This window comes from Azohydromonas australica DSM 1124, from assembly GCF_000430725.1.
Taxonomy (GTDB): Bacteria; Pseudomonadota; Gammaproteobacteria; order Burkholderiales; family Burkholderiaceae_C; genus Azohydromonas; species Azohydromonas australica.
The window spans coordinates 38554-62679 of sequence record NZ_AUMO01000064.1; the positions used below are offsets into that span (position 1 = coordinate 38554).

General features: G+C 66.8%; 24 protein-coding genes. 18 read left to right on the top strand and 6 right to left on the bottom strand.

Annotation, left to right across the window (positions count from 1 at the left end):
- Positions 1–23: 23 nt before the first annotated feature.
- Positions 24–1394 (top strand): MmgE/PrpD family protein, encoded by a 1371-nt coding sequence (locus H537_RS0110905; protein WP_238446656.1) that lies wholly within the window; start codon positions 24–26, stop codon positions 1392–1394.
- Between the two features lie 16 nt (positions 1395–1410).
- Here H537_RS0110905 and H537_RS42300 read toward each other — a convergent pair whose 3' ends face one another.
- Together H537_RS42300 and tnpA are read right to left on the bottom strand one after the other, a co-directional pair.
- A complete protein-coding gene (locus tag H537_RS42300) occupies positions 1411–1731 on the bottom strand; it encodes an isochorismatase family protein (RefSeq protein ID WP_028997948.1) in 321 nt (106 codons plus the stop codon).
- A gap of 584 nt (positions 1732–2315) precedes the next feature.
- On the bottom strand, positions 2316–2729 hold the full coding sequence (tnpA, locus tag H537_RS0110915) for an IS200/IS605 family transposase (protein WP_028997949.1): 414 nt from the start codon (positions 2727–2729) through the stop codon (positions 2316–2318).
- A gap of 28 nt (positions 2730–2757) precedes the next feature.
- Between tnpA and H537_RS0110920 the strand changes: the two genes are divergently transcribed.
- Positions 2758–4020, top strand: a complete 1263-nt coding sequence (locus H537_RS0110920; RefSeq protein ID WP_043458552.1) for an RNA-guided endonuclease InsQ/TnpB family protein — start codon at positions 2758–2760, stop codon at positions 4018–4020.
- Between the two features lie 58 nt (positions 4021–4078).
- Here the strand turns inward: H537_RS0110920 and H537_RS0110925 are convergent, their stop codons facing one another.
- The 3 genes from H537_RS0110925 to H537_RS0110935 are packed head-to-tail and all read right to left on the bottom strand — an operon-like array spanning position 4079 to position 7094.
- Positions 4079–5005, bottom strand: a complete 927-nt coding sequence (locus H537_RS0110925; protein WP_028997951.1) for an alpha/beta hydrolase — start codon at positions 5003–5005, stop codon at positions 4079–4081.
- Positions 5006–5055: 50 nt separating this feature from the next.
- Positions 5056–6273 (bottom strand): CaiB/BaiF CoA transferase family protein, encoded by a 1218-nt coding sequence (locus H537_RS0110930; RefSeq protein WP_028997952.1) that lies wholly within the window; start codon positions 6271–6273, stop codon positions 5056–5058.
- Positions 6274–6293: 20 nt separating this feature from the next.
- Positions 6294–7094, bottom strand: coding sequence for an SDR family NAD(P)-dependent oxidoreductase (locus H537_RS0110935; RefSeq protein WP_028997953.1), 801 nt, complete (start codon positions 7092–7094; stop codon positions 6294–6296).
- 246 nt (positions 7095–7340) lie between these two features.
- Between H537_RS0110935 and H537_RS0110940 the strand changes: the two genes are divergently transcribed.
- The 16 genes from H537_RS0110940 (at position 7341) to H537_RS0111015 (ending at position 23211) form a co-directional block, all read left to right on the top strand.
- On the top strand, positions 7341–8486 hold the full coding sequence (locus tag H537_RS0110940; RefSeq protein ID WP_028997954.1) for an acyl-CoA dehydrogenase family protein: 1146 nt from the start codon (positions 7341–7343) through the stop codon (positions 8484–8486).
- A gap of 11 nt (positions 8487–8497) precedes the next feature.
- Entirely contained in the window at positions 8498–8995 is a 498-nt protein-coding gene (locus H537_RS0110945; protein ID WP_028997955.1) for a MaoC family dehydratase, read from the top strand.
- 5 nt (positions 8996–9000) lie between these two features.
- Positions 9001–10359: an acyclic terpene utilization AtuA family protein gene (locus H537_RS0110950; protein ID WP_028997956.1), complete on the top strand. Its 1359-nt coding sequence runs from the start codon at positions 9001–9003 to the stop codon at positions 10357–10359.
- A gap of 1 nt (position 10360) precedes the next feature.
- Complete coding sequence (locus H537_RS0110955; RefSeq protein WP_028997957.1) at positions 10361–10702, top strand: AtuA-related protein; 342 nt, start codon at positions 10361–10363, stop codon at positions 10700–10702.
- A 16-nt stretch (positions 10703–10718) separates the two neighbouring features.
- Positions 10719–11900 (top strand): lipid-transfer protein, encoded by a 1182-nt coding sequence (locus H537_RS0110960; protein WP_028997958.1) that lies wholly within the window; start codon positions 10719–10721, stop codon positions 11898–11900.
- Positions 11901–12012: 112 nt separating this feature from the next.
- A complete protein-coding gene (locus H537_RS0110965) occupies positions 12013–13020 on the top strand; it encodes a Bug family tripartite tricarboxylate transporter substrate binding protein (protein ID WP_028997959.1) in 1008 nt (335 codons plus the stop codon).
- A gap of 5 nt (positions 13021–13025) precedes the next feature.
- Positions 13026–14246, top strand: a complete 1221-nt coding sequence (locus H537_RS0110970; RefSeq protein ID WP_028997960.1) for a CaiB/BaiF CoA transferase family protein — start codon at positions 13026–13028, stop codon at positions 14244–14246.
- Positions 14233–15138, top strand: a complete 906-nt coding sequence (locus H537_RS0110975) for a MaoC family dehydratase (protein ID WP_156901605.1) — start codon at positions 14233–14235, stop codon at positions 15136–15138. The genes H537_RS0110970 and H537_RS0110975 overlap by 14 nt, the downstream gene beginning before the upstream one ends.
- 17 nt (positions 15139–15155) lie before the next feature.
- The gene (locus tag H537_RS0110980; RefSeq protein WP_028997962.1) at positions 15156–15905 is read left to right on the top strand and encodes an SDR family NAD(P)-dependent oxidoreductase; all 750 of its coding nucleotides are present in this window, start codon (positions 15156–15158) and stop codon (positions 15903–15905) included.
- A 21-nt stretch (positions 15906–15926) separates the two neighbouring features.
- Entirely contained in the window at positions 15927–17132 is a 1206-nt protein-coding gene (locus tag H537_RS0110985; RefSeq protein ID WP_028997963.1) for an acetyl-CoA C-acetyltransferase, read from the top strand.
- A gap of 61 nt (positions 17133–17193) precedes the next feature.
- The gene (locus H537_RS0110990; RefSeq protein WP_028997964.1) at positions 17194–17946 is read left to right on the top strand and encodes an electron transfer flavoprotein subunit beta/FixA family protein; all 753 of its coding nucleotides are present in this window, start codon (positions 17194–17196) and stop codon (positions 17944–17946) included.
- 1 nt (position 17947) lies between these two features.
- Positions 17948–18880 (top strand): electron transfer flavoprotein subunit alpha/FixB family protein, encoded by a 933-nt coding sequence (locus H537_RS0110995; RefSeq protein ID WP_028997965.1) that lies wholly within the window; start codon positions 17948–17950, stop codon positions 18878–18880.
- A gap of 35 nt (positions 18881–18915) precedes the next feature.
- Positions 18916–20070 carry an acyl-CoA dehydrogenase family protein gene (locus H537_RS0111000; RefSeq protein WP_028997966.1) on the top strand — a complete coding sequence of 385 codons (1155 nt, stop codon included), beginning with the start codon at positions 18916–18918 and terminating at the stop codon, positions 20068–20070.
- A gap of 59 nt (positions 20071–20129) precedes the next feature.
- The gene (locus H537_RS0111005; RefSeq protein ID WP_238446657.1) at positions 20130–20978 is read left to right on the top strand and encodes an HTD2 family dehydratase; all 849 of its coding nucleotides are present in this window, start codon (positions 20130–20132) and stop codon (positions 20976–20978) included.
- On the top strand, positions 20978–21850 hold the full coding sequence (locus H537_RS0111010; protein WP_028997968.1) for an HpcH/HpaI aldolase/citrate lyase family protein: 873 nt from the start codon (positions 20978–20980) through the stop codon (positions 21848–21850). The genes H537_RS0111005 and H537_RS0111010 overlap by 1 nt, the downstream gene beginning before the upstream one ends.
- A 215-nt stretch (positions 21851–22065) precedes the next feature.
- The gene (locus H537_RS0111015) at positions 22066–23211 is read left to right on the top strand and encodes a porin (RefSeq protein WP_238446658.1); all 1146 of its coding nucleotides are present in this window, start codon (positions 22066–22068) and stop codon (positions 23209–23211) included.
- Positions 23212–23310: 99 nt separating this feature from the next.
- On the opposite strand, the gene H537_RS42305 is transcribed toward H537_RS0111015, so the two are convergent.
- The coding region (locus H537_RS42305; protein ID WP_043458557.1) for an alpha-isopropylmalate synthase regulatory domain-containing protein at positions 23311–24126 on the bottom strand (816 nt) is incomplete at its 5' end.

Below are 24126 nucleotides of genomic sequence, written 5' to 3' on the forward strand. Positions count from 1 at the left end.
TGCGCGACGGGGGCGGCGTCGGGATGACCGACGCGATCGCATCGCATGTCACCCAGGTTGCAAGCACGCCGCTGGGCAATGCTGACGTCGAGGGCGTCCGCCTACTGCTGCTCGACAACTTCATCGTGTCGCTGTGGGGTGCCACGCGGCCCTGGACACGCCAGATAGTGGCGTGGACGCGCCGCTTCGCCGGTACGGGCGACAGCCCTGTCCTGGGCGGCGACTGGTGCGCTGACCCTTCGGTGGCGGCGCTCGTGCACGGCACGGCGGCGCACAGCTGCGAGCTCGACGATACGCACGACGAAACGCTGAGCCACCCAGGGTCGGCCGTCATCCCGGCCGCCCTGGCCGTGGCCGCCGGCCAAGACGCCTCGCAGGCCGATCTACTGCGCGCGCTGGCCGCCGGCTATGAGGCCATGGCGTTGCTGGGCGCGTCCGCGGGCGGCATGGACACCGTGCATCGCGGCTTTCACCCGACGTCAGTCTTCGGCGCCTTCGGCGCGGCGACGGCCTGCACCTGCCTGCACGCCTGGGACCGCGGTGAGGTCGTCACGCCCGACCGGCTGATCTCCGCCTGGGGCCATGCGCTGTCGCAGGCCAGTGGCTCGATGCAATTCTCCGTTGAGCCGGTCGGCGGCGAGGTCAAGCGCGTGCATGCGGGCCTCGGCGCACGCAACGGTGTGCTGGCGGCCGAGTTCGCGCTGCTGCCCGCCGTCACGGCGCCTCGGCACGTGGTGGAGGGCCCGTACGGTCTGGCTGCCTCGTTCGGTGGTGCGCTGCGCAGCGTCGCGCCCGCCGACCGGCTGCAGGTCCACAACATCAGCCTCAAGCCCTACGCGTGCTGCCGGCTCTTTCACTCGACCATCGACGCGCTGCGCGAGGTGACGCAGGGCTTCAGCGTGCCGCCGCAGCGGATCGCCACCATCACCATCAGTGGACCGCAGCTGATCGCCGATCAGCACATGCTGCGCCGCCCTGAGGGCAGCATGGCCGCCCAATACAGCGCACCGTTCATCGTCGGGGCCACGCTGGCTCATGGCCCGCGGCGCTACGACGCCTACTCCGACGAGCATCTGCGCGACCCGGCCATCCTCGAGATCGCCGACAAGGTGCAGTTCGAGCTGAGCGAGGAGCTCACGCGCCTTTACTACCCGAACCGCTTCGCCACCGGCGTATGCATACGCTTCACCGATGGCAGCGAGCGCAAGGCGGTGGTCGTCGACAGCGCCGGCACGCCGCGCCGGCCGTTGAGCAAGGAACAGGTCCTGGCCAAGGGCGACGGTTTGGGCACGGGCGAATGGGCGTCTATCGGCGCCCGGTTGCAGGCGTGCCTCTGGGACGCCAGCCAGGGCGCCCGGTCGCTGGCGCACCGCCTGGCACGGCCAGCGGCCTGACGATCGGGCGAGGGCGTCAGCAGTCGTGCCCGGCCGCGATCAGCTGGTAGACCACCGCGATGGCCTCGCTGCCGGGCGGGACGGTGAAGTCGCCAGAGCTCTCCCCAGCCAGCGCGACGACCGAGGTCATCACCGCGCCGCCCGCCTCGGAGCGACGCAGAGCCGCGGCCTCGGAGCGCTCGCTCAGGCCGCCGCACGCTTTGACGACGAGGTGCACGCAGTAGCCTCGGGCGATGCCCGACAGGACCAGCCACTGCACCACGATTTCGGTGGCCACGCCGCCGACGATCAGCGTCGTGTCGACCAGTGGCCTCGACGACCTGGCGGAAGACGTCATCCTCGAACGAGTCGGGCCGGGCGCGCATGATCTGCTGCAGGCAGCTGCGCGTGCGGGTGACTTCGGGAATGATGGCCAGGTGGGTGTCTGCGCCCTTGGGAATGCACAGCGCGATGGTGGGAATGTCGAACAGCTCGGCCAATCGCGACAGCGCCCATGCGGAGCGCTTGAGGCCCGCCTCGCTCATGGTCAGCGGCAGGTCGGTGATGCCGGTCTGGAGGTCGCCGAAGACCAAGATCGCGTTCGTCAGCTCGGAGCTTGTGAGAAGCTATGGGCAACTCACATGGAGATCAGAAGGGGAGGGCGACGTAGCCGGCTCTTGCGTCCCTGGGCACCGACAAAGCACAGCCACTGCGACATCCGCGGCCCGCTTGGAACTGAACTTCCCACGGCCCGGCAACTCCCTTCGATTCCAACCAGCGCGTCCACGTTGACGACGTCGCAGATGAAGTTTCGCGTGGCCGGGCGGCGGCGGACGAGACCTGCGCCGTGGCCGGCCGCACCCGGCCTGGCTGACCAATAGCGCGGCAAGCCTGCGCCATTGATGGCGAGGTCAAGAGCGCGGGACCGCCTGGGCGGCTCTTTCAATCCGGTGTCTTCTGCTGCTCGATGTACTGCCGCACGATGCCGATGGGCGCGCCGCCACAGGACGCCGCGAAGTAGCTTGGCGACCACAGCACTCCTTGCCAGTAGCGCGCGGCCAGGTCGGGCCGGTCGCGTCGCAGCAGGCGGCTCGACACGCCCTTGAGGCTGTTCACCAGCGCCGAGACCGCCACCTTGGGCGGGTACTCCACCAGCAGGTGCACGTGGTCGTGCTCGCCATCCATCTCCACCAGCCGAGCCTCGAAGTCCTCGCAGACCTTGGCGAAGATCACGCGCAGCTGTGCAATGGCGTCGCCGTCGAAGACCTTGCGGCGGTACTTGGCGACGAAGACCAAGTGCACATGCATGGCAAAGACACAGTGCCGGCCGCGGCGAATAGCGATCTCTTGCGTCATAGGCCAAGCTTGCTACGATGGGCTGGCCATGTCGATCAAGGCTTACCGCTTCCAGTTGCGGACCCGGCCCGGCGTTGAGCGGCTGCTGCGCCGCTTTACCGGCTCGTGCCGCTGGGCCTGGAATGCGGCCATTGCCGAGCAGCGGCGCCGGCGCGAGGCCGGGGAGAAGTTCTCGCCCTACGCGGCCATGTGCCGATGGCTCACCGAGTGGCGCCACGCCCCTGAGACGGCTTGGCTGGCCCAGGCGCCGATCCATCCGCTGCAGCAGACACTGAGGCGGCTCGAGGCGGCCTACCAGCGCTTCTTCGCTGGCCGGGGCGGCTACCCCAAGTTCAAGCGGCGCGGCCAGGAGCCGGGCCTGCGATTCCCCGACCCCAAGCAGTTCGCGCTGGACCAGGGCAACGCCCGCGTGAAGTTGCCGAAGCTGGGCTGGCTGCGCATGCGCCAGTCGCAGGCCGTGGTGGGCGAGCTGCGCAATGCCACCGTCACCGCCGAGCGCGGCAAGTGGTTCGTGTCGCTGCAGGTTGAGCAGCCCGACGTGCTGCCGTCCGCGGAGCTGATGCCGACACTGGGCATCGACCTGGGTGTGGCATTGTTTGCCGCCCTGTCGGACGGCCGCACGGTGGAGCCTCTGGACGCCCTGAAGCAGCAGCAGCGCAGGCTCAAGCACGCGCAGCGCGCGGTGTCGCGCAAGGTTAAGGGCTCGCGCAACCGCCGCAAGGCCGTGGACCGCCTGGGGCGGCTGCACGCGCGCATCGCCGCGCAGCGTAACGACTGGCTGCACAAGCTCACCACTGAGCTGGCTGATCAGCACCCGGCGATCGCCATCGAGGAACTGAAGGTCGCCGCCATGTCGGCCAGCGCCGCCGGCACGGCTGACGCGCCGGGCCAGCGCGTGCGTCAGAAAGCAGGCCTCAACCGCGCCATCCTGGATCAAGGCTGGGCCGAGTTCAGACGCCAGTTGGAATACAAGTGCGCTGCCCGGGGCGGCGCCGTCGTGGCCGTGAACCCGGCTTACACGAGCCAGACCTGCAGTCGCTGCGGCTGCGTGGACGCCGGCAACCGCACGGCGCAGGCGATCTTCGCCTGCCTGGCCTGCGGGCACGCCGAGAACGCGGATGTGAACGCCGCGCACAACATCCTGGCCGCGGGGCGCGCGGTCTGGGCCGCAAGGCCCACTGCCTGTGGAGCGGAGGTTAGCCGCGCCAGTCCCGCAAGGGGCCGGCGTGCAGCCGCGGTGAAGCAGGAACCCACCGAGGCGACCCCGGCTGCTGCAGCCGAGGCGCGGTAGGAATCCCGGTGCCTTCAGGCCTGGGAGGACGTCAACGAGGTGCGGGTTCGTGTCGCGACTACAGGTTTTCCTTGTAGAAGGGAATCAGCTTGCTCAACGCCTTGGCGACCGGTTCGGGCTTGTCGTACAGATCGTAGTGGGACCAACCCTGGAGCACCACCAGCTCCTTCTTCTTCGATGCTGCACGGCCGACGATCTCGCAGCCGTCTCGATACGCGCCGAAGGCCCCCACCTTGTCGCCGACCACGACCATCAGCGGCTGGGTCAACAGCACTTCGGCCAGATGGAAGGCATCCCAGCCGACGGCAGCAGCCTGATGCGAGTAGAGCGAGCGATTCAGCCCGTTCGGCTTCTGGCCTCGCGGCGTACGGTAGTACTCCGTCGCCTCGTACAGATCGATTTCAGTTAGTCCACGCTTCTTCGCTTCCTCGGGAGACGGTGGCAACAGATCATCGATCCGCAGGGGCTCGCCGCGAGCCTCTGCCGTGCGCTGTTTAGCCATGGCTTCTAGCGCACCGATGGGGTTGTAGCCGCTGAATCCTTCGCGCATCAGCCGGCCGTAGTTCGCGCCAGTGACCGTTCCTACCGCCTTGATGCGGCGCTCGGTCATCGCGGCATTGATGGCGTAGCCGCCGCCGCCGCAGATGCCGAGCACGCCGATGCGGTTCTCATCGACGTAGGGCAGCGTCACCAGATGGTCGGCGACGTGGCGGAAGTCCTCGACGCTCAGGGTCGGGTCCTCGATGGAGCGCGGCTCGCCGCCGCTGGCGCCCTGAAAGCTGCGGTCGAAGGCGATGACGACGAAGCCTTCCTTGGCCAGCGCCTGGCCATAGACGTTGCCGGAGGTCTGCTCCTTGCAACTGCCGATCGGGTGTGCGCTGATGATTGTTGGGTACTGTTTCTTCGGGTCGAACTCAGGCGGGAAATGCAGATCGGCGGCGATATGCCAGTACATGTTCGTGCTCTTGATATTCACGCTTTCCATTTGCTACTCCTTGGGTGAAGCGTTCGAGCTTCGGCTCAAACCTGGCCGTCTCAGTCGGCCGAGGCGGAATCGGTCGCGACGCGGGCGCCGCCGGCACGCAGCACCGCACTCACCTCGTCCGTGCCAAAGCCATACTCGTGCAGTATTTCGGCGGTGTGCTCGCCAAGACGCGGTGCCGGATAGCGCAGGGCCGCCGGAGTTTCGCTCCACTCTTGCGGGATACCGATGCTGCGGATTCGGCCTTCGCTCGGGTGCTCCTCCTCGGCGAAGAAGCCCACGGCGCGCATGTGCGGATCGTCGATCAGCGTCTCGGGTGTGTTCATCGCGGTGACCGGGATGTCCGCTTCGGCCAGCAGGGAGACCCATTCTGCGCTCGTGCGGGTCGAGAAGATGGCGGTCAGGAACGCATACAAGTCGCCCATATGCCGGGCGCGGGCGTGCACATCGACATACCGGACGTCCTGTGCCATCTCCGGGCGGCCGACGGCGTGGAACAGGCGCTGCCAATGCCTGTCGGTGTAGACCTCGACGCTGAGGTGCCCATCGGCAGTGGCAAAGGGCCGGCGCTGCGGGTTCGTCATGCGTTCGTAACCCCAGTCGCCCAGCGACGGAACGAAGGTATGCCCGTACATGTGGTCGCCCATCGTGAAGTGGGCAAAGGTCTCGAACATCGGCACCGACACCGCCTGGCCGCGGCCCGTCTGCGCTCGGCTGACCAGCGCGCCGAGCACTGCGTTGCTCATGGCCATGCCGACGATGCGATCGGCGATCGCGGTGCCGACGTAGGTGGGCGGGCCGTCGGTTTTGCGCGCCTGCACCATCGGCACGCCGACCGCGGCCTGGATCAGGTTGTCGTACGCGGGCCGTGCCGCATAGGGGCCGCGCTGGCCGAAGCCAAAACCGCCACAGTAGACGATGCGCGGGTTCAGCTCGCACACCTGCTCGTGGCTCAGGCCCAGCCTCGCCATCGCCTGCGGCCGCAAGGTGTAGAGCAGCACGTCGGCCGAGCGCAGCATGCGCTTCAACGCGGCGATCCCGCTTGGGTTCTTCAGGTCCAGCACCATGCTGCGCTTGTTGCGGTTCAGGTGCAGGAAGATGGCGCTCATCCCTTTGTGGCGACTTGGGCCGACGGCGCGGGTGGTGTCTCCCTCGGGCGCCTCGACCTTGCATACGTCCGCGCCCATGTCGGCGAGCAGCAGCGAGGCATAGGGCCCCATGAAGTTTGACGTGAGGTCGATGATGCGGATGCCCGCCAGAGGTCCAGTCATGGTGCAGCTCCCGTTGGGTTTCAGTGGATCGTCAGGCCACCGGTCGGACTCAACGTCGCGCCGGTGAGATAAGCCGAGTCTTCGGAAGCCAGGAAGGCGACCACGCCGCCGATGTCCTGCGGTGCGGCGACGCCGAGCGGCGCACCGGCGACGATCTTTTCGTACTGCTTGCGGTGGTGATCGGAGACGCCGCCTTCGCCGTCGAAGGCGGCTGCCCACGAGGGGCTGTCGCGAACCACCGTGACACAGACGCAGTTGACCCGGATCCGGTCGCGGGCAAGCTCCTTCGACAGCACCTTGCTCGCCATGATCAGCCCGCCGGAAAAACTGGCCATCGCCGTTTGGCCGGGGGTCGGCGTTCGTCCGCCTTCCGAGGTCACGAAGACCACGCTGCCTCCGCCGCGCTTGCGCATGTGCGCGACGGCGGCCTGCACGACCATCAGCTTGCCCGCCAGTGCCTGGGCGACGAAGTTCGTCGCGCGTGCCAAGTCAATGTCGGCAAACGGGCCACGCACGGCCGGGTCGCGGGCCTCGTCGTCGTGGCCGCCGGCACTCGGCACGACGATGTCGATGCCGCCAAAGCGCACCACGGCCTGCGCAGCCACCGCCTCCATGTCGGATCGGGAGCGCACGTCGCCGGCAACGAAGCAGCCCTCACTGCCCAAGCGTGCGACCTCCTCCAGCACTGCCCGGGCACGCTCTTCGTTGCGGCCATTGATGACGATGCGTGCCCCACGCGCCGCGAGTTGCAGCGCGACACCCTTGCCAATGCCGCCGCTGCCCCCAGTGACGATGGCCACCTTGCCGTTCATGGAATTCATGACCTAAGGCCTTTCAGTGAAGTTTGGACAGACGGTAGGAGGCCGCATTCCCAGGGTCAATTGACCGAACCGGAGGCACCGATTCGACGGCGCCGAATGCCGCGCGGTTCGGAGCCGCCGAATTCCCGCTTCGGAAATTGCAACTTGGCTGCCCCGGGGGCGCCCCCTACGCTTCGTTCCACGTCAAGGCGAACAGACGACAAAAAAGTCGCCACCCACCCCGATCAGCACGAAGGAGATGCAGAGATGTCGAACTTCCTCGACGAGTCCCAGACGATGTGGCTCGACACGGTCAACAAGTTCATGGATAACGAGGTCACGGTCGAGTACATCCGCAAGTGCGACATGAACCGCGACTACCCGTACGAGGCCTACGCGAAGATTGCCCAGCAAGGCTGGCTCGGCCTGCTGTTCTCCGAGGAGGAAGGCGGCGTCGGCGGCAGCGTCTTCGACTACGTGCTGATGTCCGAGGGCCTGGGCAAGTACGGCTTCGACTTCGCCGCCGCGATCCTGGTGCCGACCTTCACCGCGATGAACATCGCCAAGTACGGCTCGCAGAAGCAGAAGGACATGTACATCAAGCCCTTCATCGAGGGCAAGATCCGTTTCTCCGTGTCGATGACTGAGCCTAACGCAGGCTCGGACGTGTTCGCGACGAAGACCCATGCCAAGAAGAACGCTGACGGCGACTGGGTCATCAACGGCTCGAAGTTGTACTGCTCGGGCGCGCATGCCAAGGACACCGTCATCGCGATGCTCGTGCGTACTGACATGAACGACAAGCACGGTGGCCTGTCCATGGTTCTCATCCCGAACACCACCCCGGGCATGGTCATCAACAAGCTGCCCACGCTGTCGCGCCACGCGACCGGAACCACCGAGATCTTCCTCGATAACGTCGTAGTGCCCGGCGATGCGATCCTCGGCGTCGAAGGCCAGGGGCACGAGATCATCCTCAATCACCTGGAGCTGGAGCGCTGCGCCGTCGCCGCCGCCTACGTCGGCAACGCGCAGGAGGCCGTGAGCAACGCCAACCGCTACGCGCACCAGCGCACGCAGTTCGGCCAGCCGATCTTCAACTTCCAGGTGCTCAAGCACATGCTGGCGGAAAACCAGACCCGTGTCGATGCGGCCCGTCTGCTGGTTTACCGCGCGGCAGTGGCCAAGAACGAAGGCAAGGCCGCTCCGACCGAGACATCCATGGCCAAGCTGTTCGCTTCCGAAACGCTCAAGCAGTGCGCGCTCGACGGCATGCAGATTCTCGGCGGCTTCGCCAACCTGCCCGAGGCCGACATGGAGCGCTACTTGCGCGAATCCATCCAGTGCACCATCGGCGGCGGTACGTCGCAGATCCAGCGCACCATCATCGCCAAGTCGCTGCGCCTGAACTGAGGAAGACGAGCATGAGCCTCATCAACAACCAGATCTACCAGACCTTCGACGAACTTGAAGAAGGCCAGGTCTTCAACTCCGGTGGCCGCACCATCACCGAGACCGACGTGGTGAACTACTGCGCGCTGACCGGCAACTGGATCGCCATCCACTCCAACACCCTGTACGCCTCCAAGACACGTTTCGGCAAGCGCCTGGTGCAGGGCGCTCTCACCTACTCCATCGCCACCGGCCTGATCCAGTTCGGCCTCGGCATCCAGGCCAACTACGGCATCGACAACATGCGCTTCCTGAAGCCCGTGCTGATCGACGACACCGTGTTCGCTAAGGCCACCGTGATCGGCAAGAAGGTCAAGGACGAGAAGTACGGCGTGATCCAGTTCCTGATGCAGGTGCTGAACCAGGACGGCGACGTGGTGCAGCAAGGCGAGTGGAGCCTGCTGATGCTGCGCCGGCGCGCGGACCTCGACGCGCTGGTGGCCTCGACGCTTCCGGCACCGAAGGGCTGAGCACTATGAAGACCATCCGCGTGGGCTCCGGCAGCGGGTTCTGGGGCGACAACCTCGACCCGGCGATTGAGATCGCGAAGCACGGCAACGTGCAGTACCTCGCTTACGACTTCCTCGGCGAGCCGACCATCCCGCTGCTGCAGAAGATGCGGCAGAAGAACCCGGCGCAGGGCTTCGTGCCCGCGATCCGCGCGGTGGTGCGCGGCGTGCTGCCAATCTGCCTCGAGAAAGGCATCAAGATCCTGACCAACGCAGGGGCAGCCAATCCGCAAGCGTGTGCCGACACCATCCTGGCCGCGGCCAGGGAGATCGGCATCACGAAGCTGAAGGTCGGCATCGTCACGACGAACGACATCCAGAAGAAGGTCGAGGAACTGCTGGACCAGGGCGTGAAGTTCACCAACCTGGACAACGGCGATGACGATCTTGGCGAGGTGCGCAACCGCATCGTCGGCTCCTACGTCTACTCCGGCGCGTACGGCTACGTCAAGGCGCTGCAGCAGGGTTGCGACATCATCATCTCCGACCGCGCGACCGACGACGCCGCCATCCTCGCGCCGCTGGTGCACGAGTTCGGATGGAAGTGGGACGACTGGGACAAGCTGGCCATCGGCATCACTGCCGGCCATCTGATCGAGTGCGGTGCGGCCTGCTCTGGAGGTATCACCGGCCTGTGGAAGGAAGTGCCCGAGCCCTGGAACATCGGCTATCCGATCGCCGAGGTCAACGAGGAGGGTGAGCTGTTCATCACCAAGGTGGACGGCACGGGTGGCCTGATCAACAAGATCACGCTGACCGAGCACCTGCTGTACGAAGTGCACGATCCGGGCAATTACCTGATGCCCGAGGTCGTCACGGACTTCACCCACGTGCAGATGGAAGAAGTTGCCAAGGACCGCGTGAAGGTCTGGGGCGCCAAGGGCAAGCCCGCGCCAGCCACGTTGAAGGCGGGCATCGCCTACATGGACGGCTACATCGGCGAGGTCGAGTCATCGGTCACCTGGCCGGACGCGGTGGCGAAGGCCCGGCGCTCGTTCGAGATCATCAAGAAGCGCTTCGAGATGGTCGACCTGAAGGCCGACGAGGTGCGCTTCGACATGATCGGCGTCGATTCCTGCCATTGGTCGGCGTCTCCAGAGCCGGACGAGAACATCAACGAGGTGCGCATCCGCGTGGCCGCGAAATGCAGCGACCGCAGTGAAGCCGGCAAGGTCGCCCGCGAGTGCGTGATGCTGATGGGCACCGGCCCGATCGGCTCCACCGGGCAGCTGAACACGCCGGCGCCGCGAGAGGTGTTCGCGCTGTGGCCCACGCTGATCGCGCGCGAGCAGGTCGTCCAGAACATCGAGATCCGGGAGCTTTGAAGTGGCCAGCATTCAACTGAAAGACGTGGTCTACGCCCGATCCGGCGACAAGGGCGACATCAGCAACATCGCCGTCATCGCCAAGGATCCGCGCTTCTACCCGCTGCTGCAAAAGCACCTGACGGCCGAGCGCGTGAAGGCGTTCTTCGGCGAGATGGTCAAGGGCCGCGTGGACCGCTACGAGGTACCGACCCTGCACGCGATGAATTTCGTGCTGCGCAACTCGCTGGGTGGAGGCGCCACGCGCAGCCTGCGCAGCGACTTCACGGGCAAGACCATGTGCCAGGCCGTGCTGCGCATCGTGCTGGAGGTCGACGAAAGCGACCTGCACCTGATCCACTGACGACGAAGGACTGAACATGAGCAAGAAGGCCCAGATCATCGGCGTCAACATGGTGAAGTTCGCGAAGCCTGGATCGCATGAACCCTACGAGGTGATGGGCGCGAAGGCCATCCAGGGCGCGCTGGAGGACGCCGGCATCGGCTACGAGGAGGTGCAGCAGGCCTTCGCCGGCTACGTCTACGGCGACAGCACCTGCGGCCAGCGCGTGGCCTACGGCGTGGGCATGACCGGCATCCCGGTCTTCAACCTCAACAACTACTGCGCCTCGGGCTCGTCGGCGCTCTTCCTGGCGCGGCAGGCGGTGGAGGCTGGCATCGTCGAGTGCGCGCTGGCCTTCGGCTTCGAGGAGATGAAGCCCGGCGCGCTGGCCAGCGCGTTCGGGGACCGAACCTCGCCGGTGGGCTGGATTTACGAGCGGCAGAGCGAGCTGGCCCCCGGCCTGCCGCAGGATGCGCCGCGCGCCATCAAAGCCTTCGGCGGGGCAGGCTACGCCTACATCGAGCGCTACGGCGCCAATCCGGACATCTACGCGAAAGTGGCGGTGAAGACGCGCAGCCACGCCGTGAACAATCCGTACTCGCTGTTCACCAAGCCGCTGACGGTGGACGAGGTGATGAGCGCGACGCCCATGTATCCCCATCTCACGCGGCTGATGGCCTGCCCGCCGACCTGCGGCGCGGCGGCGGCGATCGTGTGCAGCGAGGAATTCGCCGCGCGGCACGGCATCACGAAGGCCGTCGAGATCGCGGCCCAGGCGATGACGACGGATACCGATGCCAGCAAGCTCGACCTGATCAACCTGGTCGGCGCCGACATGACGCGCCGCGCGGCGCAGCAGGTCTACGACACGGCGGGCATCGGCCCGGAGGACGTCGACGTGGTGGAACTGCACGACTGTTTCACTCCGAACGAGGTCATCAGCTACGAGGGCCTGGGCCTGTGCCCCGAGGGCGGCGCCGAGAAGTTCATCGCCGATGGCGACAACACCTACGGCGGTCGGTACGTGGTCAACCCCTCGGGCGGCCTGATGTCCAAGGGCCATCCGCTGGGCGCGACTGGCCTAGCGCAGTGCACCGAGCTGGTCTGGCACCTGCGCGGCCAGGCCGGGCGCCGCCAGGTCGAGGGCGCCCGCATTGGCCTGCAGCACAACATCGGCCTGGGCGGTGCCTGCGTCGTGACCCTGTACCGCAGCACCTGAGCGTCCGGCCCTCTGCCCGCCGGGGCGGTAATTCCCGATCCGACGGTCCGGCGCGGCGAGCCCGCCGTCGGGTCGACTTCGCATTCGTACCAGAACAATCCAGGAGACCTGCATGACTGCCCTCACTCATTCCCGCACGCGGCGCCGCTGGCTACGCACCGTGCTCGCTGCCCTCGCCGGGGTCTGCGGTGCCGCGCCCGCCGCCCATGCCGACGCCTGGCCGAAGCAGCCGGTGAAGATCGTGCTCGCGATCGGTCCCGGCTCGTCGGGCGACACGCTCGCGCGCATGCTCGGCCCCAAGCTGGAAGCACGCTGGAAGCAGCCCGTCATCATCGACAACCGGCCTGGGGCGAGCGGCGTGCTGGGGACCGAGGCCGTCGTTCGCGCCACCGATGGCCATACGCTGCTGCTGGGCACGCAGAGTTCTTTCCTCTCCAAGTTCCTGGTCAAGGGCCTCAAGTTCGATCCCGAGGTCGACCTGATGCCGGTCCGCAGAGTGCTCAACTACCAGCTGGTCATCGCGGTCAACGCAGAGACGGCCAAGCAAGCCGGCTCGTTGAAGGACCTCGTCGCGCTCAGCAAGAAGAGCGAAAAGGGCATCTTCTTCGCCGGCCTCGGCCCGACTTCCGTCTTCAACCTGACGCTGGGCGTGCTCAACCAGCAGCTGGGCCTCAACTACGTCGCGGTGAACTACAGCAACGTTGGCCAGGCCAACTTGGCGCTGATGCGCAACGACGCGCAGTTCATCATCAACAACCCGGCATCGATCAGACCGTACTTCGCCAACGGCGCCGTCGTGCCGATCGCCGCGCTCGCCGCGCAGCGCTATCCGCAGCTGCCGAAATTGCCGACGCTACAAGAGGCCGTGGGCTACAAGGGTTATGTGCCGCAGCTGTGGACGGGCTTCTTCCTGCCCAAGGGCACGCCGGCAAGTGTCGTCGAGCAGGTCAACCGCGACGTGGCGGCCGTCCTCAACGACCCGGCCTTCCGCAAGGAGGTCGAAGACAGGCTTGATGCGACGGTAGTGAACTCGTCGCCGGAGGCCTACGCCAGGGACATCCACGACGAGATGGCCGTCTGGCAGCAGCTCTTCAAGACCCTGAACATCCAGCCGGAGTAATCGACATGCCTGGTCCGCTTGCGGGCGTTCGGGTCCTGGACCTGACGTCGAATTTCATGGGCCCCTATGCCTCGCTGCTGCTCGCCGACATGGGCGCGGACGTGTGCAAGATTGAAGCGCCCGAGGGTGACACGACGCGCGGCATCGGGCCGTCGCGCCACAAGGGCATGGGCCCGATCTTCCTGCACCTGAACCGCAACAAGCGCAGCATGGTGCTGGACCTGAAGCACCCGGACGGCGTGGCCGCGCTCAAGCGCATGCTGGCTTCGGCCGACGTGCTGATCTACAGCCTGCGGCCCAAGACGATGGCCAAGCTGGGGCTGGCCTACGAGGACGTGCAGAAGATCAACCCGCGCGTCATCTACTGCGGCGCATTCGGCTTCGGCCAGCGCGGGCCGTACGCCGGGCGTCCCGCATACGACGACCTGATCCAGGCGGCGGTCGGCATGCCGGTGCTGCAGGCGCGCAAGTCCGGGCCGCCTTCGTACGTGGCGACGGCGATTGCCGATCGCGTGGTCGGCATGGCGCTGAGCACGGCGGTCTCGATGGCGCTGTACCACCGCGAGAAGAGCGGCCGTGGCCAGGCGGTGCAGGTGCCGATGTTCGAGACCTTCGCCCACTTCGTGATGGGCGACCACCTGTACGGCCACAGCTACGTTCCTCCGATCGGCGACTGGGGCTACGCGCGCATGATGAGTGCGGAGCGCCGTCCGTACCGCACCCAGGACGGCTACGTTGGCGTGCAGGTCTACAACGACAAGCATTGGCGGCGCTTCTTCGAGGTGACGGGCCACGCCGAGATGGCGGCCGATCCGCGTTATGCCGACATCGCTGGACGTACTCAGCACATCGCCGATCTCTACGAGTTCCTCGCCCGCACCTTCGAGACCCGCACGACAGCCGAATGGGTTGCGCTGCTGACCGAGGCCGACATCCCGATCATCGAGATGAACACGCCCGAGACGCTGCTCGACGATCCGCACATGCGCGCCGTCGGCTTCTTCCGCGAGGAGGAGCACCCGAGCGAAGGCCGGATCCGCAGCATCGGCATCCCGCAGGACTGGAGCGAGTCAACGCCCGAACTGCGCTTCCCCGCGCCGCGGCTGGGTGAGCACACGGCGGAACTGCTGAACGAGTACGGGATGGAGGCGCAGGAAGTGCAGGCCATGCTTGCCAGCGGCGCGGCACGCGGCATGGTAGAGGAGGGCGCCCATGATGGTCGCTGATCGGCCTGCGCCGCGCGCCGGAATGGACCCGCGTCGCCTGCTGGCACGCAAGTTCGCGCCGATTGCGCACCGCTACGAGTGCTGCGATGCGCAGCTGTATGCGCTGGGTGTCGGCCTGGGCGCCGACCCGCTCGACGTTGGTCAACTGCGCTACGTCTACGAAGGCGCGGACGGCGCTTCGCTGCAGGCGCTGCCGACGCTGGTCAACGTGCTGGCCTATCCGGGATTCTGGGCGCGCGAGGCCGATACCGGCATCGACTGGACGCGGCTGGTCCACGCCGAGCAGCAGATCGTGCTGCATGCGCCGCTGCCGGCGCAGGGCACTGTTGTCGGACACAACCGCGTGTCGGCGCTGTGGGATCGCGGCGAGGGAAAGGGCGCCTTCATGCAGCAGACGCGTGAATTGCGGGACGCTCTCCACGGCGGCCTGCTCGCCACCGTGACGCAGCTGACGCTGTTGCGCGGCAACGGCGGCTTCGGCGCCGGCGGCAGCGAGGGCACGCCGCCCGCACCGCATGCCATCCCGCCGCGGACCCCGGACCACGTCTGCGACCTGCCAACCGTGGCGCAGGCCGCATTGATCTACCGCTTGTGCGGCGACCTGAATCCGCTGCATGCCGACCCCGCCGTGGCGCGCGCGGCCGGCTTTGAGCGCCCGATCCTGCACGGCATGGCGACGATGGGTATAGCGGCGCACGCAGTGCTGCGCGCACTGCTCGGCTACGACGCACAGCGCTTCGCGGCGATGCGTGTGCGCTTCACCGCACCGGTGCTGCCCGGCGACACGCTGCGCACCGAACTCTGGGTCGATGGCAGCGTGGTGTCGCTGCGCACGACCGCCATCGAACGCAGCGTGGTCGTGCTCAACCACGGCCGCGTCGACCTGCACTGATCACGAGGGATCGACAGATGGATTTGGGACTGAAAGACAAGGTGGCCATCGTCACCGGCTCGGCGCGCGGCCTGGGGGCAGCGATGGCACGGCGGCTCGCCGAGGAGGGCGCCAAGGTGGTCGTCACCGACATCCAGGCCGAACTGGCGCACGCGACTGCCGAGGCGCTGCAGCAGGCGGGGCTGCAGGCGCATTGCGTGGTCGGCGACATCACGCGCGCGGCCGAGGTGCAGCGGCTGGTGGACGAGACGGTCGCCACCTTCGGCGGCGTGCACGTGCTGGTCAACAACGCGGGCATGCCGCGCGACAAGTACCTCGTCAAGATGAGCGAGGACGACTGGGACCGTGTGATGGACGTGATGCTCAAGGGCGCCTTCCTCGCCACCCGCGCGGTGATGCCGCATTTCATCGAGCAGGGCTGGGGCCGCGTGATCAACATCAGCTCGCGCGCGCACCTCGGCAATCCGACCCAGGCCAACTATTCGGCCGCGAAGGCCGGGCTGATCGGCATGGCCAAGGCGCTGGCGATTGAGGAAGGCCGCTACGGCGTCACCGTCAACTGCATCGCGCCTGGGTTCATGGACACCGAGATGGTCCGCGCGCTGCCAACCTACGAGTCGATCAAGGAGCGCGCGATCCAGGCCCAGCCGATCAAGCGCGCAGGCCAGCCCGAGGACGTGGCCGATGCGGTGGCCTTCCTGGCCAGCGAGCGGGCCGGCTTCATCAGCGGCGAGGTGCTGCACGTCAGCGGTGGCCGCTACGGCTGAATCAATCTGAGGAGAACGTCCATGAAACGAGCAGCCATCGTTGCCCCGCTGCGCACGCCGATCGGTGCCTTCGGCGGCGCCCTGAAGAGCGTTCCGGTCGAGGAGCTTGGCGCCATCGTCGCACGCGCCGTCGCCGAGCGCAGCGGGCTGGACCCGGCGCGGATCGACGACCTGGTTTTCGCGCAGAGCTACGCCAGCGGCGAGACGCCCTGCACTGGACGCTGGATCGCGTTGCAGGCGGGCTTTCCGATCGAGGTTTCCGGCATGCAACTGGATCGCCGCTGCGGCGGCGGGCTGCAGGCCATCGCCACCGCGGCAATGATGGTGCAGACCGGCGCGGCCGACGTGGTGATGGCCGGCGGCGTGGAGAGCATGAGCCGGGTCGAGTACTACACGACCGACATGCGCTGGGGCGCGCGTGCCGGCTCGGTCAAGCTGCACGACCGGCTCGACCGCGGCAGGGAGCGCTCGCAGCCTGAGGAACGCTTTGGCCGCATCAGCGGCATGATCGAGACGGCCGAGAACCTGGCGCGCGACTTCGGCATCACGCGCGACGCCGCCGATGCGTTCGCACTGCGCAGCCAACAGCGAGCGGCGGCCGCGTGGGCGTCCGGACGCTTCGGCGACGAGGTGGTGCCGGTCGGCGTGCCGCAACGCAAGGGAGAGCCGCTGTTCGTCGACCGCGACGAAGGCATCCGTGCCGACACCACGCTGCAGAGCCTGGCGAAGCTCAAGCCGGTGATGAAGGACGGTACGGTCACCGCCGGCAATGCCTGCCAGCAAAACGACGCGGCCGCGGCCTGCCTGGTGGTGGCCGAGGACAAGCTCGCCGAGCTGAAGCTCGAGCCGATCGGCTGGCTGGTCGGCTGGGCGGCAGCGGGCTGCGAGCCGTCGCGCATGGGCATCGGCCCGGTGCCGGCGGTGCACAAGCTGCTGCAGCGCACCGGCCTGACGCTGGGACAGATGGACCTGATCGAGCTGAACGAGGCATTCGCGGCGCAGGCGCTCGCCTGCGTCAAGGGCTGGGGCGCGTCGATGGACGAGCTCGACGACAAGCTCAACGTGAACGGTTCGGGCATCTCGCTCGGCCACCCGGTCGGTGCCACGGGCGCGCGGATCATGACGACGCTGCTGCACGAGCTGAAGCGTCGCCAGGGCCGCTACGGGCTGGAAACGATGTGCATCGGCGGCGGCCAAGGCATCGCCGCGATCTTCGAGAGCGCCTGACGGCGGTTCGACCGGGCCGCGCGGGCCCGACACATTCAACCATGGACGGAGATTTGCAACGATGAAGATTCTCGTGGGCGTGAAGCGCGTGGTCGACTCGAACGTGAAGGTGCGGGTCAAGGCCGACGGCACCGGCGTCGAGACCGCGGGCCTGAAGATGAGCATGAACCCCTTCGACGAAATCGCCGTCGAGGAGGCGGTGAGGCTGAAGGAGAAGGGCGTGGCCACCGAGGTGGTCGTTGTCTCGTGCGGCGTCGCAGCCTGCCAGGAGACCTTGCGCGCCGCGCTGGCCCTCGGTGCCGACCGAGCGATCCTGGTGGAAACCGGCGAGGAACTGCAGCCGCTGGCGGTCGCCAAGCTGCTGACCGCGATCGCCGACAAGGAGAAGCCGGGCCTCGTGATCCTCGGCAAGCAGGCGATCGATGACGACTGCAACCAGACCGGGCAGATGCTCGCCGCGCTCACCCGGATGCCGCAGGCCACCTTCGCCAGCAGGATCAACCTGGCCGGCAATGATGCGGTGTCGGTGACGCGCGAGGTCGACGGCGGACTCGAAACGGTCCGCCTCAAGCTGCCTGCCGTCGTCACGACCGACCTGCGCCTGAACGAGCCGCGCTACGTGACGCTGCCCAACATCATGAAGGCAAAAAAGCGGCCGCTGGAGACCGTCAAGCCGGCGGACCTGGGCGTCGACGTGGCGCCGCGCATCAACACGCTGAAGGTCGCCGAGCCGCCCAAGCGCGCGGCCGGCATCAAGGTGGCCGACGTGGCCGCGCTGGTCTCCAAACTGAAGAACGAAGCGAAGGTGATCTGACATGGCCTCTCTCGTCATTGCCGAACACGACCACGGCACCCTCAAGCCTGCGACCCTGAATGCCGTGACGGCAGCACTCGCCTGCGCAAGCGAGGTGCACGTGCTGATCGCCGGTGCCAATGCCGGCGGCGCGGCAGAGGCCGCGACCCGGATCTCGGGCGTCGCCAAGGTCCTGCACGCCGACGGGCCGAGCTTGGCCGAACAGCTCGCCGAAAACGTGGCCGCGCAGGTGGTCGCGGTGGCGCGGAATTACACGCACCTGCTCTTTCCGGCCACGGCGCACGGCAAGAACGTCGCGCCGCGCGTCGCCGCGCTGCTGGACGTCGCGCAGATCAGCGACGCGACCCGGGTCGTCAGTGCGGATACCTTCGAGCGTCCCATCTACGCTGGCAATGCGATCGCCACCGTGCAGTCGAGCGACCCGATCAAGGTGATCAGCGTGCGCACCACGGGCTTCGATCCCGCCGGCGCCGCGGGCGGCAGCGCGCCGATCGAGGCGGTCGCAGCGGTGGCCGACAGTGGACTCTCCAGCTTCGTCGGCGCCGAGATCGTCAAGCTGGACCGCCCTGAGCTCACGAGCGCCAGGATCATCGTCTCGGGCGGCCGGGCCATGGGGTCGAGCGACAGGTTCAATGAAGTCCTCGTGCCGCTGGCCGACAAGCTGGGCGCCGCGCTCGGGGCCAGCCGTGCCGCGGTCGACGCCGGCTACGCGCCCAACGACTGGCAGGTCGGGCAAACGGGCAAGGTCGTCGCGCCGCAGCTGTACATCGCGGTGGGCATTTCGGGAGCCATTCAGCACCTGGCGGGCATGAAGGACTCGAAGGTGATCGTCGCGATCAACAAGGATCCGGAAGCGCCAATCTTCAGCATCGCCGATTACGGGCTCGAGGCTGACTTGTTCAGCGCCGTGCCTGAGCTGGTCCGCAGCCTGTAAGGCCGGATCGTCTAAACCTTGACCATCGTCCGCTCATGATCCGCGACCGCGAAACGCTCAACCTCCTGCTCGACAACATCGCCCGCTTCGTGCGCGAGCGGCTGATCCCCAACGAGGAGGTGGTGGCCGAGACCGACGAAATTCCCGACGACGTCGTGCGCGACATGAAGGCGCTCGGCCTCTTCGGGCTCACCGTGCCCGAGGAATACGGCGGGCTTCAGCTGACGATGGAAGAGGAAGTGCTGGCCATGCTGGAGCTCGGCCGGGCGTCACCGGCGTTCCGCTCGCTGATCGGCACGACGGTCGGCATCGGCTCGCAGGGCATCCTGTTTGACGGCACCGAGGCGCAGAAGCGCAAGTACCTGCCGCGGATGGCTGCAGGCGAGCTGATCGCGTCGTTCGCGCTCACGGAGCCCGGGTCTGGCTCGGATGCCGCCTCGCTGCGCACGACGGCTCGTCGCGATGGGGACCATTACGTTGTCAACGGAACCAAGCGCTTCATCACGAATGCGCCGCAGGCCGGACTCTTCACGTTGATGGCGCGCACGGATCCCGCCGAGAAGGGAGCCGGCGGGATCTCGGCCTTCATCGTTGAGGCGGGCACGCCGGGCATCAGCTTCGGCAAGCGCGACAAGAAGATGGGGCAGAAGGGCGCGCACACCTGCGACGTGATCTTTGAGGACTGCCGGGTGCCGGCCGAAAACCTGATTGGCGGCGTCGAGGGGCGCGGCTTCAAGACCGCGATGAAAGTGCTTGATAAGGGTCGCATCCACATTGCCTCCATCTGCGTGGCGGTCGCTGAGCGGATGCTGGACGAGGCGCTGCGTTACGCGATGGATCGAAAGCAGTTCGGCCAGCCAATTGCCGAATTCCAGCTCGTGCAGGCGATGCTTGCCGACAGCAAGGCCGAGATCTACGCCGCGCGCTGCATGGTGCTCGACGCGGCGCGGCGGCGCGACGACGGCCTGCCGGTGAGCACCGAGGCGTCGTGCGCGAAGATGTTCGCCTCGGAGATGTGCGGCCGCGTGGCCGATCGTGCCGTACAGATCTTCGGCGGTGCCGGCTACATGAGCGAATACGGCATCGAACGCTTCTACCGCGACGTACGCCTGTTCCGCATCTACGAGGGCACGACGCAGATCCAGCAGATCGTCATCGCGCGCAACCTGCTGCGCGAGGCGCGCGGGTGAGGCAGCGGCAGATGAGTGACATCACTTGCGTCCCGTCTCGGCTCCCGGCAGAGACGATCATGCAGTTGCGCGGCTGGGAAGGCTGCAGCGAGACGCTGCAGGAGCAAATCGCCGAGGCCCCTGCACGCGGCCTCGCGGCCACGCTGGATCTCGAAGCGGTGCCGGCCGGCGCCGAAGGCGGGCTGCCGCCGCTGTGGCACTGGCTCTATTTCCTGCCGCGTGCTGCGCAGTCCGTGCTTAATGACGACGGACATCCGCGACTGGGCGGCTTCATGCCGCCGGTGCCGCTGCCGCGGCGCATGTGGGCGGGGGGGCGTCTGCGCTGGCAGGGCGCCGTGTGCCTGGGCGACACGCTGCAGCGCCGCTCGACGATCCAATCCGTCGCGCACAAGGCGGGACGCAGCGGCGACCTCGTCTTCGTGACGCTGTGCCACGAGACCGACGCGGACAGCGGCACGGTCCTGGTCGAAGAGCAGGACATCGTCTACCGCGCTGCGCCGGTGGCCGGCGAGCCGTTGCCAGCGCCGCAGGCGGCACCGCGCGATGCAGCATGGACGCGCGTCATCACACCGGATCCGACACTGCTGTTCCGCTTCTCGGCCCTGACATTCAACGCGCACCGTATCCACTATGACCGGCCGTACGCGACCGAGGCGGAGGGCTATGCGGGCTTGATCGTCCACGGCCCGCTGCTTGCGCTGTTGCTGGCCGAACTGGCGCGCCACGAGCGGCCGCAGGCGCGCGTCAACCGTTTCGAGTTCCGCGCCGTGCGGCCGACGACCGACCTGCATCCGTTCCGTCTGTGCGGCGAACCCACAGCGGACGGGCTGGGCGCGCGCCTGTGGGCGCAGGACCACGAAGGCTGGCTGACGATGCAGGCCGAGATCGGCTGGGCGGAGGAGGCATGATGAAAGCTGCGGATCCCCGGGACATCATTGGCCGTGGCCGGAGCCTGCTGTTCGTGCCGGCCTCGCGCCCGGAACGCCTGGCCAAGGCGCTGGCCTCGAGCGCGGATCTGGTCATCGTCGACCTCGAAGACGCGGTTCCCGCCGAGCAGAAGTCGGCCGCGCGTGACGCGTTCGCCAATACCTTGCCGCACCTGGCTGCCGAAGCAGCTGCGCGCCTGCTCGTGCGCATCAATAGCGTGGATACACCCTGGCACGGCGACGATCTGCGATGCCTCGCGGATGGATCGATGCGGGCGCTGTCCGGTGTGGTCGTGCCCAAGGCCGAGGCTGCGACGGCCCTGCAGGCGATCGGTACCGCGATTGGGCCGGATGCCCGAGTACTGCCACTTGTGGAATCGCTGGCTGGACTCGACGCCGTCGACGAGATAGCGCGGGTGCCGCAGGTCGCCCGCCTGATCTTCGGGCATCTGGATTTCCAGCTCGACCTCGGGCTGCAGTGCACGCCCGACGAACCTGAGCTGATGTCGGTGCGGCTGCAACTCGTCGCGGCGTCCCGTCGGGCGTCGCTGCCGCCTCCGGTCGACGGCGTGACCGCGAACATTGCGGACGGCGCTCGCCTGCAGGTAGACACATTGCGATCGCGAGCGTTGGGCTTCACCGCCAAGCTGTGCATTCACCCGGCGCAGGCTGACGCCGTGAACGCGGCGTTCTCGCCGACCGCGGCGGAACTCGAGTGGGCCGGTCGCGTCGTGGCCGGCGCGCAGTTGCATCGCGGCGCTGCGTTCAGCCTCGACGGCCGGATGATCGACTTGCCGGTGATTCGGCTGGCTGAGCGGGTGCTGCAACGAGGCGGGCTGCGCAGTACGTCTTGATGTACAGAACATACCCCGGGAGCTGGCTTGTTTTCCTTTTCAGCTGCCACTTCCTCGAATTATTGGTCTCTCCAATAGCTTCCTGGAATCAAGGGAATTGGGCGTGCCTTGATCTCTGGGTATGAATTTGGCGAGAAGGGTATATGTGAATCATCTCGGCGCAATGCCGAATTTTCCAGGCGACCCTGCCTATTATTAAACTTGGAGACAAGACCTTGAAGCAAAAAACTTCCATTTTCCGCGGCGTCGCTATACTGGCCGGCGCGTTGACCGCATTTTCCGCAGCTGCACAGAGCAATGTCGGCTCGAATGTCACCTTGTACGGGATCGCCGATGCGGCCGTGGAGGTCTCGAATGCCGGCAAGGGCACCTTGACGCGCGTGATCTCTGGCGGCCTGATGGGCAGCCGCTGGGGATTGCGCGGATCCGAGGACTTGGGTGGTGGTTTGAAGGCGGTATTCCGGCTCGAAGGCGGCTTCAACATTGATGACGGCACCCTGGGCCAGGGTGGCCGCCTGTTCGGCCGCGAGGCATCGGTCGGCTTGTCCTCTGCGACGCTTGGCACCGTCTCGTTGGGTCGGAATCCGACGCCCTACTATTTATCGACGGTGGTGCTGGATGCGTTCGGTTATGCACAAGTCGGCGGCTTGTCCGCCATCACGCGCAGCGGTACGACCACTCAGCAGGTGTTGCCCATGCTGATCAATGCACGCAACGATAATTCGGTTAATTACCTGTCTCCAAACTGGGGTGGGCTGGAATTCAGGGCGCAGATCGCAGCAGGGGAGGGTTCGACCAGCATCGGCCGAGCTTATGGTGCATCTGCCCGGTATGCGAATGGTCCCGTCGATTTCATTCTGTCCTACGGCCGGCAGAATGGCGCCGGCAACGCGAATGGGGAGGTCCGGTCCTATTCGGCGGGGGGCAGCTATGACTTTGGCGTGGTCAAGGCTTTCGCCGGCTATATCGACGAGAAAAACAGCTGCGTGACTTGCACCGGCGCACTGGCCCGTGCTGCGGGCGTGACGGGTGCGAACGCCAGCGAGTTCCGCTTGATCAATGTGGGCGTTCGGGTGCCCATTTCCGCACCGCTGGTGGCGATCGCTCAAGCCGTGCGGATCTCCGATCGCTCGGTCTATTCCGTCAACCCGGGTGACCGCGACGCCACGTGGGTGGCGCTTGGCGCGGAGTACGCGCTTTCCAAGCGCACCATCCTCTACGGCTCCGCCGGGACCGTGAGCAATTCCAATGGCTCGGTGTACGCCCTCGGTGCCGGTGCAGCACAGCAGGCTGCCGGTGCCGTGGGCACGGGCGATCCCCGTGCGAAGACGGTTGCCATCGGCGTGCGCCACCAGTTCTAGTCGTTGCGGTCGGCACACCGTGTGTAGACACGGCGTGCCGCCGCATATCGGGTCAGCGACCCTCCCATGGAAGGCACTTCGTGAATTGCCTCATGCGGATCATGCGGCTGCTGCAGCCATGGACAGGGCGGTGGGCTGCAGCACACCCAGGTGCAGCATCGCGCCGACTACGGCCTTCATGGAAGCGCTCACGATGTTGGCGTCGATCCCGACGCCAAAGCGCGTCGGGTAGGCACCAATGCGCAGTTCCAGATACGCCGCCGCTTGGGCTTGTGCACCGGAGCCGATGGCGTGCTCATGGTAGTCGAGCACCTGCACCGCCTCGCCGCTAACCCGGCCGATGGCATCTACGAAGGCATCGACAGGCCCGTTGCCTTCTCCCGCCACGTAAAAACGCTGCCCCTGCGCCACCACCTCGGCCTGAAGGCGAATTCGTCCGTCCGCAGTTTCTTCCATCGCTTGATGTACCACTTGCACGTGGCCGATGCGGTATTCGAGCTCGAACAATGACCAGAGGTCCGTGGACGTGAGTTCCTTGCCTTGGTCGTCCATCACCTGCTGCACGGCCCGACTGAACTCCATCTGCAACCGACGGGGCAACTGCAGGCCGTAGTCGCTTTCGAGCAAGTAGGCGATGCCGCCCTTGCCCGACTGGCTGTTGACCCGGATCACTGCCTCGTAGCTGCGGCCCAGGTCCTGCGGGTCGATGGGCAGGTAAGGCATGTCCCAGACGTCGCCGTCGCGGCGCGCGGCAAAGGCCTTCTTGATCGCATCCTGGTGCGAGCCGGAGAAGGAGGTGTAGACCAGGTCGCCCGCGTAAGGGTGGCGCGCCGGCACCGGCAGCTGGTTGCAGTGCTCGACGGTGCGGCGGATGTCGTCGATGTCCGAGAAGTCCAGGTTCGGCGACACGCCTTG